Origin of the sequence: Pseudomonas sp. Fl5BN2, from assembly GCF_009908205.1 — a bacterium.
Classification (GTDB): Bacteria; Pseudomonadota; Gammaproteobacteria; order Pseudomonadales; family Pseudomonadaceae; genus Aquipseudomonas.
The window spans coordinates 36,716-50,468 of record NZ_JAAARL010000011.1 but is presented as its reverse complement, the minus strand read 5'-3'; the positions used below and the strand labels follow the sequence as shown (position 1 = coordinate 50,468).

General features: G+C 63.5%; 13 protein-coding genes. 5 read left to right on the top strand and 8 right to left on the bottom strand.

Features of this window, described 5'->3' with window-relative positions:
- Positions 1 to 26: 26 nt before the first annotated feature.
- A complete protein-coding gene (locus tag GV819_RS16720; protein WP_161757164.1) occupies positions 27 to 920 on the bottom strand; it encodes a LysR family transcriptional regulator in 894 nt (297 codons plus the stop codon).
- A 79-nt stretch (positions 921 to 999) separates the two neighbouring features.
- Here GV819_RS16720 and GV819_RS16715 point away from each other — a divergent pair, with 79 nt between their 5' ends.
- From GV819_RS16715 to hpaR, 3 genes are all read left to right on the top strand, one after another.
- The gene (locus GV819_RS16715) at positions 1,000 to 1,962 is read left to right on the top strand and encodes a DMT family transporter (RefSeq protein WP_434738435.1); all 963 of its coding nucleotides are present in this window, start codon (positions 1,000 to 1,002) and stop codon (positions 1,960 to 1,962) included.
- 255 nt (positions 1,963 to 2,217) lie between these two features.
- Positions 2,218 to 3,294, top strand: a complete 1,077-nt coding sequence (gene hppD, locus GV819_RS16710; protein ID WP_161757162.1) for a 4-hydroxyphenylpyruvate dioxygenase — start codon at positions 2,218 to 2,220, stop codon at positions 3,292 to 3,294.
- Between the two features lie 129 nt (positions 3,295 to 3,423).
- Positions 3,424 to 3,846 carry a homoprotocatechuate degradation operon regulator HpaR gene (gene hpaR, locus GV819_RS16705; RefSeq protein WP_161757161.1) on the top strand — a complete coding sequence of 141 codons (423 nt, stop codon included), beginning with the start codon at positions 3,424 to 3,426 and terminating at the stop codon, positions 3,844 to 3,846.
- Between the two features lie 88 nt (positions 3,847 to 3,934).
- Here hpaR and rarD read toward each other — a convergent pair whose 3' ends face one another.
- From rarD to GV819_RS16690, 3 genes are all read right to left on the bottom strand, one after another.
- On the bottom strand, positions 3,935 to 4,819 hold the full coding sequence (gene rarD / locus GV819_RS16700) for an EamA family transporter RarD (protein ID WP_161757160.1): 885 nt from the start codon (positions 4,817 to 4,819) through the stop codon (positions 3,935 to 3,937).
- 204 nt (positions 4,820 to 5,023) lie between these two features.
- Entirely contained in the window at positions 5,024 to 6,037 is a 1,014-nt protein-coding gene (locus GV819_RS16695; RefSeq protein WP_161757159.1) for an aldo/keto reductase, read from the bottom strand.
- 201 nt (positions 6,038 to 6,238) lie between these two features.
- On the bottom strand, positions 6,239 to 7,549 hold the full coding sequence (locus GV819_RS16690) for an MFS transporter (RefSeq protein WP_161757158.1): 1,311 nt from the start codon (positions 7,547 to 7,549) through the stop codon (positions 6,239 to 6,241).
- A 155-nt stretch (positions 7,550 to 7,704) separates the two neighbouring features.
- Between GV819_RS16690 and GV819_RS16685 the strand changes: the two genes are divergently transcribed.
- Entirely contained in the window at positions 7,705 to 8,841 is a 1,137-nt protein-coding gene (locus GV819_RS16685) for a sugar diacid recognition domain-containing protein (RefSeq protein ID WP_161757157.1), read from the top strand.
- 177 nt (positions 8,842 to 9,018) lie between these two features.
- Positions 9,019 to 10,161: a glycerate kinase gene (locus GV819_RS16680; RefSeq protein ID WP_161757156.1), complete on the top strand. Its 1,143-nt coding sequence runs from the start codon at positions 9,019 to 9,021 to the stop codon at positions 10,159 to 10,161.
- Between the two features lie 85 nt (positions 10,162 to 10,246).
- Here GV819_RS16680 and hpaI read toward each other — a convergent pair whose 3' ends face one another.
- The 4 genes from hpaI to GV819_RS16660 form a co-directional block, all read right to left on the bottom strand.
- Positions 10,247 to 11,047, bottom strand: coding sequence for a 4-hydroxy-2-oxoheptanedioate aldolase (gene hpaI, locus GV819_RS16675; protein WP_161757155.1), 801 nt, complete (start codon positions 11,045 to 11,047; stop codon positions 10,247 to 10,249).
- Positions 11,048 to 11,057: 10 nt separating this feature from the next.
- Entirely contained in the window at positions 11,058 to 11,861 is an 804-nt protein-coding gene (gene hpaH, locus GV819_RS16670; RefSeq protein WP_161757154.1) for a 2-oxo-hept-4-ene-1,7-dioate hydratase, read from the bottom strand.
- 2 nt (positions 11,862 to 11,863) lie between these two features.
- The gene (locus tag GV819_RS16665; protein WP_161757153.1) at positions 11,864 to 13,171 is read right to left on the bottom strand and encodes an MFS transporter; all 1,308 of its coding nucleotides are present in this window, start codon (positions 13,169 to 13,171) and stop codon (positions 11,864 to 11,866) included.
- 154 nt (positions 13,172 to 13,325) lie between these two features.
- Positions 13,326 to 13,715 carry a 5-carboxymethyl-2-hydroxymuconate Delta-isomerase gene (locus GV819_RS16660; protein ID WP_161757152.1) on the bottom strand — a complete coding sequence of 130 codons (390 nt, stop codon included), beginning with the start codon at positions 13,713 to 13,715 and terminating at the stop codon, positions 13,326 to 13,328.
- Positions 13,716 to 13,753 lie beyond the last annotated feature (38 nt).

The window sequence follows — 13,753 nt, the reverse complement described above, 5'->3', positions numbered from 1 at the left end:
GCGGCCGCCTCCTGACGTTGTCTCGATCAACGCAGGATAGTCGGCTTTGCGAGACGATACAGACGTTGCGCGTGCTGGATAAAGGCCAGGGTCGCCGGCGATGACTGGCGCTGGTCCAGCACGGCAATGCCTATCTGGCGCTGCACCGCCGGCGACAACGCCTTGCTCACATAACGAGGGTCCATGACCTTGGGTAACGACAGCTCGGCAACGATGCTCAGGGCGTCGCCCCGGGCCACGGTTTCCAGGGTGCTGAGCAGTTGTGAGCAGCGGTAGCGAATGTTGGGACTCAAGCCAGCCCCGATGAACAGCTTTGAGACCAGCTCCGACGAGCCGGCCTCGGTGAGCACGAAAGGGTCTTGGCACAGTTGCTCAAGACTCAAGCGTTTCTCTCGGGCCAGGGCATGGTTGGCGGGAATCAACGCCAGCAACTGGTCTTGCAGTAACGCGAAGGTATCGAAGCGCTCTTCGGGCAGCACCACGAAGCCCAGATCGATACGCCGTTCCTCAAGCCATTGCAGGACCTGGCGATCCGGCCCCTCATCAATGTGCACCTCGATCCCGGGGAACTCTCCACGGTACTGCTCAAGGATTCGCGGCAATAGGCGCATGGAGGCGGTGGGCCCGAACGAGCCGATGCGCAAGGTGCCGCGCTTCATGCCCCGGGCATCCGCAGCTTCCTGTTCCAGGGTCGCCGCCAGGCCGAGCATGGCGCGGGCTCGCAACAACAGCTGCCGGCCGATATCCGTGAGTTCGATCGGAGCCTGATGGCGCAAAAACAGCTCGACCCCCAACTCCTGCTCCAAGGACTTGATGGCGTGGGACACGGCTGACTGAGTGATCCCCAGGCGCGTTGCCGCACTGGTGAAACCCTGGAGTTCGGCGACTCGGGAAAAAATCTCCAATTGGGTCAGGGTCATGAGTAAAAGCTCATTTTACGATGAGCTTGCATTAGACAAAGAATAGCGTCACAGCACAAACCCAATGCCTCAGAGCGTGATGACCATGAGTGAAATCAATATCGGTGGCCCCTTGGTGGCCCGGCACAGTGACCTGGCGGTCTACGGCAAACTGGCGGCAGTCAGCATGATCTGGGGCGGCACCTTCGTTGCCGGACGCTACCTTGCCGGCGAACTCTCACCGCTATTGGCCGCCAGCCTGCGCTTTCTCCTCGCCAGCTTGGCCTTGCTCGGCTGCATGGCACTGGCGCGGATTCCCCTGGTTCGTCCGAGCCTCAAGCAGTTCGGCCAACTGGCGCTGCTGGGGTTCTTCGGGATCTTCTTCTACAACCTGTGTTTCTTCCTCGGCCTGCAACAGATCAACGCCTCACGGGCGTCACTGATCGTGGCGTTGAATCCGGTGGTGATCGCCGTGGCGTCCTGGGCGCTGTTCAAGGAACCCCTGAGCCGGCGCCAACTGCTGGGCATCGTGCTGTGCCTGAGCGGTTCTGCGTTGGTGATCTGCAGTCGTGATCCCGCGGCGCTGATCCACCAGGCGGGTGGCTGGCGCGGTGACCTGCTGATTCTCGGCTGTGTCCTGGGCTGGGGCGTGTATTCGCTGTTTTCCAGAAGCCTCAATCAGAGCCTCGGCCCCTTGCAGACCGTGACTTACTCGATCCTCCTGGGCACCCTGATGCTGTGCGCGGCGACCCTGGCGCGGGGGGAGTTCGACCTGCAAGCGCTGGCCCGGTTGAACCTGGGCCAATGCCTGAGCCTGTTGTACCTGGGCCTGATGGGCTCGGCGCTGGCCTATATCTGGTACTACGACGGTCTGCGGCGAATCGGCGCCACCCGTTCCGGAGTGTTCATCGCCCTTAATCCGCTGACGGCGGTGATCCTTGGCGCACTGTTGCTGGGGGAGCCGTTGAGCCTGGTGGTGGGCCTGGGCGGGGTGTTGATCCTGTGGGGCATCTACCAGAGCAACAAACCGCTTGCGGGCGGCGGCAAAAAGGCGATTTTATAGAGAATGCGGACAAAGGCTTTTACGCTGTGTAGAATCCGGTTACGCATACAATAATAAAGTCTTCTGGCAGCAGAAGCCTCGTCCCCCAGCCTGTAAGCAAGACAGGGTCGAAATGAAGATTCTCGGGTTTCAACTGATCTACGGTGATTTCCTCGCCCGCAGCGTGCGGGGCATTTCCTGCGCACCCCCTTCTTTCCTCAGCATTGATAGCAACTAACGATCCGTTAATTCTAAAAATATGATGAGGCGCCAACCATGGCAGATATCTTCGAAAACCCAATGGGCCTGATGGGCTTTGAATTCATCGAATTCGCATCGCCTACCCCCAATACCCTCGAACCGATCTTCGAGATCATGGGTTTCACCAAAGTCGCGACCCATCGTTCAAAAGACGTGCACTTGTATCGTCAGGGCGAGATCAACCTGATCCTCAACAACGAGCCTCACAGCGTTGCGTCGTACTTTGCGGCCGAGCACGGCCCGTCCGTATGCGGCATGGCGTTCCGGGTCAAGAACGCCCAGCAAGCCTACGCCCGCGCACTGGAACTGGGCGCCCAGCCGATTCATATCGCCACCGGGCCGATGGAACTGAACCTGCCGGCGATCAAGGGCATCGGCGGCGCGCCGCTGTACCTGATCGACCGTTACGGCGAAGGCAGCTCGATCTATGACATCGACTTCGTCTACCTCGAAGGCGTGGACCGCAACCCTCCGGGTGCCGGCCTGAAGATCATCGACCACCTGACCCACAACGTGTATCGCGGGCGCATGGCCTACTGGGCCGGCTTCTACGAGAAACTGTTCAACTTCCGCGAGATCCGTTACTTCGACATCAAGGGCGAGTACACCGGCCTGACCTCCAAGGCCATGACCGCTCCGGACGGCATGATCCGCATCCCGCTGAACGAGGAATCGTCCAAGGGCGCCGGGCAGATCGAAGAGTTCCTGATGCAGTTCAACGGCGAGGGCATCCAGCACGTGGCGTTCCTCACCGACGACCTGGTCCAGACCTGGGATCGCTTGAAGAAGATCGGCATGCGCTTCATGACCGCGCCGCCCGAGACCTACTACGAAATGCTCGAAGGCCGCCTGCCGAACCACGGCGAACCGGTCGACGAACTGCGGTCCCGGGGCATCCTGCTGGATGGCTCGTCGGAAGCCGGCGACAAGCGCCTGCTGCTGCAGATCTTCTCGGAAACCCTGATGGGGCCGGTGTTCTTCGAATTCATCCAGCGTAAAGGCGACGATGGTTTCGGTGAAGGCAACTTCAAGGCACTGTTCGAATCGATCGAACGCGACCAGGTGCGTCGTGGTGTACTCGCCACCGAGTAACCCCCGGCACGCTTGAGCGCATGGCCCGATCAGGCGCAACCTGATCGGGCTTTATTTTGCCTGTCGGTTGGCGATAGTGAATGTGTTAATGTTCTCGCCTTTATTTTCCAGCCCTTGACCGACGCCTCGATGAAAACCCCCAGACCTTCCCTGACCTTGACCTTGCTGCAGGCCCGTGAGGCCGCCATGGCCTTTTTTCGTCCATCGCTGAACCAGCACGACCTGACCGAACAGCAATGGCGGGTCATTCGCATCCTGCGCCAGAACGGCGAACTGGAGAGCCATCAACTGGCGAAGATGGCCTGCATCCTGCCGCCGAGCATGACGGGCGTGTTGACCCGGCTTGAGCGAGACGAGTACGTCAGCCGGCGCAAGTCCCCGGAGGACCAGCGCCGCCTGTTCATTACCCTGACCGAAAAGGGCCAGGCCTGTTTCGAGTCCATGAGCGGTGATATGGAAATCAACTACCAGAAGATCCAGCAGCAGTTTGGCGAAGAGAAGATGCAAGCCTTGCTCGCATTGCTCAACGAACTGAAACAGATCAAGCCCTGAGCTCTTGCGGTGGTGCAGTCGGTGGCCGGTGATCTAGGCCACAGGTTGGTAAAACGTGCTTCACCGCTGGAAGCACGCCCAGGTATTTTCAGCGCCGGCGCTGCTGGCGCAGCAGATGGCGCACGCCTTCAAGCACCAGCACCAGCACCGCCAGCCAGATCGGTACATAGGTCAGCCATTCCCCGGGCTTGATGCTTTCCCCCAGCAACAGCGCCACCAGCAACAGCAGTACCGGCTCGACATAACTGAGCAGGCCGAACAGGCTGAAGGCCAGCGAGCGGCTGGCAATGATGTAGCACACCAGCGCCGAGGCACTGATCACCCCCAGCAGGGGAATCAGCAGGTACAACCCGGGATGGGCCGCCACCACGCCAAACCCTTGTTCACCGCCTTGCACAAACCACAGCGCCACGGGTATCAGCAGGGCCATGTCCAGCCACAGGCCACCCAGGTGGTCGGCCTTCAGGCGCCGGCGCAGGATGAAATACAACGGGTAACCCACGGCCACCACCAGGGTCGCCCAGGAAAAGCTGCCGACTTGATACAACTCGTTGAGCACCCCGAGGCAGGCCAGCACCGCAGCGACTTTCTGCAAGCGTGACAGGCGCTCGCCATACACCACGCGCCCGGTCAGGACCATGGTCAGCGGCAGCAGGAAGTAACCCAGGGACACATCCAGGCTGTGGCCGTTCAGCGGTGCCCACATGAACAGCCAGAGCTGCACCCCCACCAGGGCCGAGGACAGCAGCAGCGCCAGGCACAGTACCGGTTTGACGCGCACCCGCCGCAGCACTTCGCCGACCCGATACCACTCTCCGCTGAACAGCATGAACAGGGTCATGCAGGGCAGGGTCAGCAACATCCTCCAACCGAAGATCTCCACCCCGGTCAGGGGCGCCAGCAGCGAAGTGTAGAAATACATGACGGCAAACAGCACCGACGCCAGAACCGATAACGCAATACCTTTAGACACACTGTCCTCGTAAAACCCGAACGCTCGGGATGCATAGAAATAGGGGGGGAGAGAAGCGAGGGGCAATATAGAGGGTTTGCCGCGAGCTTTTTGCTCTGATTGCGACCCCCCGGCGGGATATTTTCTCGTTTAAGCCGGCCGTAGGGGCAGTCCTGCCGGCGCAGAGGCCGGTGGTGAGCGCCTTTGCGCCACCACCGGCGGCCTTCAACCGATGCGCGGAAAACGCCCCGAGACGAAGTGGCTGACATCATTGAAACCCGGGGTCGAGGCGTGCCCCGGGGTTACCAGGGAGTCGATGAAGGCCTCGTCCTCGGGGCTGATTTGCACCTCCAGGGCCCGGGTATAGGCGTCCCACTGGGCTTCGGTACGGGGCCCGACGATGGCCGAGCTCACCGCCTGGTTGTTCAGCACCCAGGCGATGGCGAACTCGACGATGCCGACCCCGCGACTCTGGGTGTAGGCCTGGATCTGCTGGGCGATGCGCAAGGATTCGACCCGCCATTCGGTCTCCAGGATGCGCTTGTCCTGGCGCCCGGCGCGGCTGTTGCTGTCCGGGACCACATCCGCGGCGTACTTGCCACTGAGCACACCACGGGCCAGGGGGCTATAGGGCACCACGCCCAGGCCATAGGCATTGGCGGCGGTGATCTGCTCGCCCTCGGCCTGGCGGTTGACGATGTTGTACAGCGGCTGGCTGATTACCGGGCGGTCGACCCCCAGTTGATCGGCAATGCGCACCGCCTCGGCAATCCGCCAGCCGCGATAGTTGGACAACCCCCAATAACGGATCTTGCCCTGGCGCAACAGGTCGCCGATGGCCGAGATGCTCACCTGCAGTGGGGTGTCCTGGTCTTCGCGGTGCAGGTAGTAGATGTCCAGGTAATCGGTGCCAAGCCGGGTCAGACTGGCGTCGATGCCGTTGAAAATGTGTTTGCGGCTCAAGCCGCTGCGATTGGGCAAGCCATCCAGGGGACCAAAGCCGACCTTGGAGGCCAGTACCCACTCCTGCCGGTGGCGGGCGATGGCCTCGCCGACGATCTCCTCGGAGCGGCCCTGGGTGTAGACATCGGCGGTGTCGATGAAGTTGATCCCCTGGTCCCAGGCCTTGTCGATGATGCGCAGCGAGTCTTCGGTGCTGGTCTGCTCGCCGAACATCATGGTGCCCAGGGTCAGGCTGGAAACCTTGAGGCCGGAGTGGCCGAGGATGCGATAGCTCATGGCGAAATCCTTGTGCTAGAGAGGTGCGGGGCCGTTTCCGGCGCTCGGAGTCGACCATCAAATACCAGAACGCCCCGGTTGAGCAATGCCTGTCACGGGCCTGGGTTCGACAGCCTTGCGCTGGCAAACCCGGTCACTGGCACGCGGCCATGAAAAAGCCCGTTCGCGCAGCAACTCGAACGGGCTTGGTTATTGCCGGACTCAGCGATTCAGGGTGCGGGTCATGCGCAGGGCCAGCAAGCTGCCCGCGACAATCACCGCGGCCAGCAGGTACAGCGCGGCGTCGGTGGAGCCGGTGTTGTCCTTGACCCAGCCGACGATGTAGGGGCTGAGGAACCCGGCCATCTGGCCCATGGAGTTGATCAGTGCCAGGCCGCCGGCCGCCGCGCCAGCGCTGAGCAGGGCAGTAGGCACCGGCCAGAACATCGGCAGGCCGGTGAGGGCGCCCATGGTGGCGATGGTCAGGCCGAGGATGGCAATGGCCGGGTGGGCAGCGAAGTTCACTGCGATCAGCAGGCCCACGGCGCCCATCAGCATGGGGACCACCAGGTGCCAGCGCCGCTCTTTGCGCAGGTCCGCCGAGCGCCCCACCAGCAGCATGAACACCGCGGCCAGCAAGTAGGGAATCGCGCTCAGCCAGCCGATGACCAGGTTGTCGCTGAAGCCCAGGTTCTTGATGATCGACGGCAGCCAGAAGTTGATCGCGTAGACCCCGCTCTGGATGCAAAAGTACACCAGGCCGAACGCCCAGATCGCTGGGTTCTTGAACACCGCCGCCAGGGAATCGCTGGCAGTTTTCGGCTGGTTGGCCGCGTCCGTGGCCTGGTCGGCCTCCAGCACTGCACGCTCACCGGGAGTCAGCCACTTGGCATGGGCAAAGCTGTCGCTGAGCAAGAAGAACGCCAATGCGCCGAGGATCACGGTAGGAATGCCTTGCAGCAGGAACATCCACTGCCAGCCGGCCAGACCGCCTTGCCCCGCGGCGAAATGGTTGAGGATCCAGCCAGAGAACGGGCTGCCCAATAGGCCCGACACCGGGATCGCCGACATGAACAAGGCCATGATCCGGCCACGGCGGAAGGTCGGGAACCACTGCGAGAGGTACAGCACCACACCGGGAAAAAAGCCGGCTTCGGCGGCGCCGGTGAACAGGCGCAGGGTGTAGAACTGAGTCGGCGTGGTGACGAACAGCAGGCAGGTGGACAACGTGCCCCAGGTGATCATCATCAGCGCGATCCAGCGTCGTGGGCCGAACTTGTTCAGTGCCAGGTTGCTTGGCACGCCGCACAGCACGTAGCCGATAAAGAAGATCCCGGCACCCAGGCCGTAGATCGTTTCACTGAACTTCAGGGCATCGAGCATCTGCAACTTGGCAAAGCCGACGTTGACCCGGTCGAGGTAGTTGAACAGGTAGCAGACAAAGATGAAGGGGATCAGGCGCAGGGTGATGCGCTTGTAGACGGCGTTCTTGTCGTCAGCCTGGGCCAGTGGGGCAGCGGCGCTCTGTGACATGGTGTGTCTCTCTTTATTATGATTTTTCGCGGTGCAAGGGTAACGTTGACCGCCCTGAGAGTCTCGGTCACCGAGGCGCCGCTGTCTTTGTGCCTGCGCACAGCGATTGGCGGCGGGCCCTGTGCCACTGAACAACGCCAAAGGATCATCCCCCTATGTTTGAGCTGGAGCATGACCTGGCGCAGGACATCGTCGACCGTACGATGGCGATCCTGCCCTACAACGTTAACGTCATGGACAGCCAGGGCCTGATCCTTGGCAGCGGTGAGCCGGAGCGGATCAACACCCGGCACGAAGGCGCACAACTGGTCCTGGCCAACGGCCGGGTGGTGGAGATCGATGAACCCACTGCGCGCCAGCTCAAGGGCGTGCAGCCGGGGATCAACCTGCCACTGCTGCATGACCAGCGCTTGATCGGCGTGCTGGGCATCACCGGTGATCCGGCCTTGCTGCGCACCTATGCCGAACTGGTGCGCATGACCGCGGAAATGCTCGTTGGCCAGCGTCATCAACAGGCTGAGCAGCAATGGCGGCGCCAGCGCTGCGATGACCTGCTGGCGCTGTTGCTGAGCGACAGCGGCGACTCGCCGCGGCTGGTGGATGAAGCCCAGCAGATGGGCCTCAAGCCGCACCTGTCGCGCACCCCCTATCTGTTCGAACTGGCCGTGGAACCGACCTCGGGGCAGGGCGTCGATGCCCTCAGCGCCTGGCTGCTGTCGCGGTATCCAGACAGCTGGTGTGTCAGTTCGTCCAAGACTTCGCTGCTCTGGTGTCGCCCGGCAAGCCTGAGCCTGGACAACCCGCGCTTGTTGGAAAAACTCGACGGCCAGGGCTGGAACATCCTGCGCGTGGCCGTGGGCGGGCAGGCCGATGGTTTGCCCGGGCTGCGCCGTTGCTACCGTCGAGTCGGCGACCTGCTGGCTTACGGTCGCGACATCCTGCCGGACTCGCGCCTGCTGACCCTCAATCGCTATCGCCTGCCGGTGATGCTCTGGCGTCACCGCAACGACGATGCCCTGGACGAGTTGCTGAGCCCCCTGCGCAAAGTCCTGGCCAAGGACAGCAACGGCCAACTGCTGGCGACCTTGCGCAGCTGGTGCGAGCACGACGGCCAGAGCCAGGCCTGCGCCGACGCCTTGGGCATCCATCGCAACAGCCTGCGCTACCGCATGGAGCGCATCGCCGAACTCAGCGGCGTCGACCCCCTGCGCCTGGACGGCATGCTGGCGCTCTATCTGGGCGTACAGCTGCTGCCTCCCGGCGCCGAACGCCACAGCGCCCCCGCGTCTTGATCGGGCTTGCCGCCGGCACTGGCCGCACCCTCCGGCAGCGACTGCTGGGCTCGTGTCTTCAACCGGCAGGCGCCGTTGTAACAATGAACAATAAAGCGCCTTCACTCTTGTGCAGCGGACAGGCGTCAGCGCGCTCGGCAGATGGCAGCATGGCGACATAAGAACCGGAGATAGCCCATGAAGATCATCATCGCCCCCGACTCCTTCAAGGACAGCCTGAGTGCCGCAGACGTTGCCCAGGCGATTGCCCTGGGGCTGGCCGATGTCTGGCCCGATGCCCAGGTGCAGCAATGCCCGATGGCCGACGGCGGGGAAGGGACGGTGGCGTCGATTCTCGCCGCCTGTGAAGGGCAACTGCGCAGCACTCGGGTCCAGGGGCCGCTGGGGGCCGCGGTCGAGGCCCACTGGGGCTGGTTGCCCCAGAGCCATACGGCGATCATCGAGATGGCCGAGGCCAGCGGCCTGCAGTTGCTGCCGCTGGGCCAGCGCGATGCTTGCAACAGCAGTACCTTTGGCACCGGGGAGCTGATTCAGGCGGCGCTGGACGCCGGTGCCCAGCGGATCATCCTGGCTATTGGCGGCAGTGCTACCAACGATGGCGGCGCTGGTGCCCTGCAAGCCCTGGGCCTGAAGTTGCTGGACCCCAAGGGCCAAGCATTGCCACGCGGCGGCCTGGCCCTGGCCAATCTGGCCGGCATTGAGCTGGATAGCCTTGACCCGCGCCTGGCCCAGGTGCGTTTTGAGATCGCCGCCGACGTCAACAATCCCCTGTGTGGCGATCACGGCGCCTCAGCCATATTCGGCCCGCAAAAGGGCGCCTCGCCCCAGCACGTGCAACAACTGGATCAGGCCCTGGGGCACTTTGCCGACCTGTGCGCCCAGGTGCTGCCCAGGGATGTACGCAATGAGCCCGGCAGCGGTGCTGCCGGAGGGCTGGGGTTTGCAGCCAAGGCATTTCTCGGCGCGCAATTTCGTCCCGGCGTGGAAGTGGTGGCGGAACTGGTGGGCCTGGAACAGGCAGTGCGTGGCGCCGACCTGCTGATAACCGGCGAGGGGCGTTTCGATGCCCAGACCCTGCGCGGCAAGACCCCTTTCGGCGTGGCGCGGATTGCCCGTGAACAGGGGGTGCCGGTGATTGTCATTGCTGGCACCCTCGGCGAGGGTTACCAGCAGATGTACCAGCATGGCGTGGATGCGGCGTTCGCCCTGACCTCCGGGCCCATGACCCTGGAGCAGGCTTGCCGCGAAGCGCCGCGCCTGCTGCGTGAACGAGCGGCGGACATCGCCCGGGTCTGGCGCCTGGCCAGCTGCCCCGCATAAGCGCCCTGTAGGAGCTGGCTTGCCAGCGAAGAGGCCCTCAAGCCTTGCGATGCCCATAAGACCGCCTTCGCCGGCAACCCGCCGGTCAGTAAACCCCGCCCTCGCTGGTGGGGGTATCCAGGCCCTTGTACTGCCCGGCCAGGCTCTGCAGGCCCTTCATCAGCACCGTGGTGTCCACACCCACTGCGACGAAATTCGCCCCCAGTTCGATGCAGCGCCGCGCCAGGCGCTGATCGGCGCTGAGAATGCCCGCCGCCTTGCCGGCCTGGCGAATCCGTACGATGGCGTCCTCGATGGCGGCGATCACCTGCGGATGCCCGGGGTTGCCGCGGTGGCCCATGGCCGCCGACAGGTCCGCGGGGCCGATGAACACACCGTCGACACCGTCCACCGTGAGAGTCTCGTCGAGGTTGCACAGCCCCTCCAGGTTCTCGATCTGCACCAGCAGGCACATCTGCTGATCCGCCTGATCCAGGTAGTCGCCAATGCTGTTCCAGCGTGATGCCCGGGCCAGAGCGCTGCCCACCCCGCGAATACCCAGCGGCGGATAGCGCATGGCCCGCACCAGCTGGCGTGCCTGTTCGGCGCTTTCGACCATGGGAATCAGCAGCGTCTGGGCGCCGATATCCAGCAGTTGCTTGATCAATGCGGTGTCGCCAATCGGCGGCCGGATAATGCCCTGGGCGGCATACGGGGCGATGGCCTGCAACTGGGCCAGCAGGCTGCGCAGGTCATTGGGGGCGTGTTCGCCGTCCAGCAGCAGCCAGTCGAAACCGGCGTTGGCCGCCAGCTCGGCGCAGTAGGCGTCCGCCAGGCCGAGCCACAGGCCGATCTGTGGGTCGCCCTGTTGCAGGCGTTGCTTGAACAGGTTTAACGGCATGTCCATGACGGTTTCCTCAGACAAAACGGCAGGCGATGCTGCCCAATTGGTCGTAATCCACGTGGAAGACATCTCCCGGACGGGCCGCCACCGGGCGGGTAAAGGAGCCTGCGAGAATGATCTGTCCGGCCTCCAGGCCGACGTCGTAGGCCGCCAGCTTGTTGGCCAGCCAGGCGACACCCTTGGCCGGGTGGTTGAGCACCGCGGCGGAAACCCCCGACTCTTCGATCACCCCGTTACGGTAGAGCACTGCCGGTACTTTGCGCAGGTCCACGTCGCCCGGGCGCACGGCGCGGCCGCCCATGACCACGCCGGCGTTGGCGGCGTTGTCGGAAATAGTGTCGAAGACCTTGCGCGTGACCTGGCTCTGCGGGTCCACCTGCTGGATCCGCGCGTCAATGATCTCCAGCGCCGGGATCACCCAGTCGGTGGCGTCCAGCACATCGAACAGGGTGCAGTTGGGGCCTTTCAAGGGTTTACCGAGGATGAACGCCAGCTCCACCTCGACCCGCGGCACGATGAAGCGCTGGAACGGAATATCACTGCCTTCATCGAACAGCATGTCGTCCAGCAGGGCGCCGAAGTCCGGTTCGGTGATGTTCGACGACACCTGCATCGCCCGGGACGTCAGGCCGATCTTGTGGCCCACCAGCTTGCGGCCGTCGCGGATCTTCTGTTCCACCCAACTGCGCTGGATGGCATAGGCGTCTTCGATCGTGATGTTCGGGTATTGCAGGGACAGTTGGCCGATCTGTTCGCGGCTCTGTTCGGCGGCGTTGAGCCGTGCGGCGGCCTGTTGGATATCCGAGGGGCTGAGCATGTTTATTTCTCCCGAGGGTTGACGATATGGGCCGGCACTCGCAGCACCAGCCAGGCACCGCCGGCGATCAGCAGGGCGAGGGCGTAGAGGGCGAGGCTGGCGCTTTGGGTGGCGTCGCGCACCACGCCGATCAAATACGGTGCAAGGAACGCCGCGACGCTGCCGAAGGAACTGATCATGGCAATGCCGGCGGCCTGGGTGCTACTGGCGAGAAACGCTGGTGGCAGTTGCCAGAACATCGGCAGCGCGGCGCTGGCGCCCATGCCCGCCACCAGCAGGCCGAACATCACCAGCCAGGGGTTTTCCGGGGCCAACCCGGTGAGGATCAGGCCGAGGCTGGACATCAGCAGCGGCACCCCCAGGTGCCAGCGGCGTTCACGCCTGCGGTCCGAGGAGCGGCCGACGCCGAGCATGAACAGGCAGCCGGCCAGGTAGGGCAGGGCGCTGAGCATCCCGACATTGCTGTCCCGGGCGATACCGGCGTGATGGATCAGGGTCGGCATCCAGAAGGCGATGGTGTTGACCGCCAGCATCACCGCGAAATAGATGCACACCAGCAACCAGACGTGACGGTCCTTGAGGATGCCGCTGAGACGGGTGATGGACTTGTGCTGTTCTTCCTGGCGCAACGCCTGCAACAGCTGGGTTTTCTGCGCCGGGGTCAGCCAGTCCACCTGCTCGATGCTTTCCGGCAGGGCCTTGAGCACCACCAGCCCCAGCAGGACCACCGGCAGGCCTTCGATCAGGAACATCCACTGCCAGCCGCGCAGGCCGCCGAAATCGTGGAAACCTTCCAGAATCCATCCCGACAAGGGCCCGCCGACAACCCCGGCCATGGGCACGGCAATGGCGAACAATGCGGTCACCTGGCCGCGGCGGCTGGCCGGGAACCAGCGGTTGAGCAACACCAGGATGCCGGGGAAGAAGCCGGCCTCGGCGACCCCCAGCAGAAAGCGCAGGACATAGAAGCTCCAGGCGCTGTCCACCAGCATCAGGGCGCTGGACAACAGGCCCCAGACCAGCATCAGGAAGGCGATCCAGCGCCGTGGTCCGACCCGATCCAGGGCCAGGTTGCTGGGCACCCCGAACAGCGCGTAGGCGACGAAGAACAGGCCGGCACCGAGGCCGTAGACACTTTCGCTGAAGCCCAGGTCCTGGGTCATCTGCAGCTTGGCGAAGCCGATATTGATCCGGTCCAGGTGGGCGAAGATGTAGCAGACGAACAGCAACGGCATCAGCCGCCAGGTGATCTTGCGATAACAGTCATTGACCTCGGCGCGCGAGGTCTCGGCGGTGGTGGCATGGGGCATGACAAGGGTCTCGTTATTGTTCTTGTAGGAGCCGGCTTGCCGGCGAAGGCGGATCCAGGACTGGCACAAGGCTTGAGGGCCTCTTCGCTGGCCAGCCAGCTCCTACGGGGGCGCTGTAGGAGCCGGCTTGCCGGCGAAAGGGGCGGCGCAGGCTTCAGGCTTGCCCGCGCAGGAACTCGTGCACGTTGTTGTGCTTGAAGTTCAGCTCGGCATCCAGCTCGCTCATCTCGAACGACAGGGCCAGCAGCCGCTGGGCCTGCAGCTCGGCAAAATGCGCCTGGATGATCTCGAACAAGCCTTCGGCCACTTGTCGCCTGGTCGCCAGGTCGCGTCCGGCGCCTACTTGCAGGCGCATATGGACAAAGGCGTAGTCGTGCTTGCCGTCGGCCATGCGCCAGGTATCCAGGCGCACCCCGCGGCTGCGAATGCCTCCCAGGGGGAAAACCCCGCTGGCACCCAGGTAGTCATGAACCTTTTCGAACAGCCCCGGCAGATTGGCGGCCTGTTCGATGTTGTCGGTGTATTCAGCAATGAAATGGGGCACGGTGCCTCCTTCACAGGCAACAGCATGCGGCAAGCTAC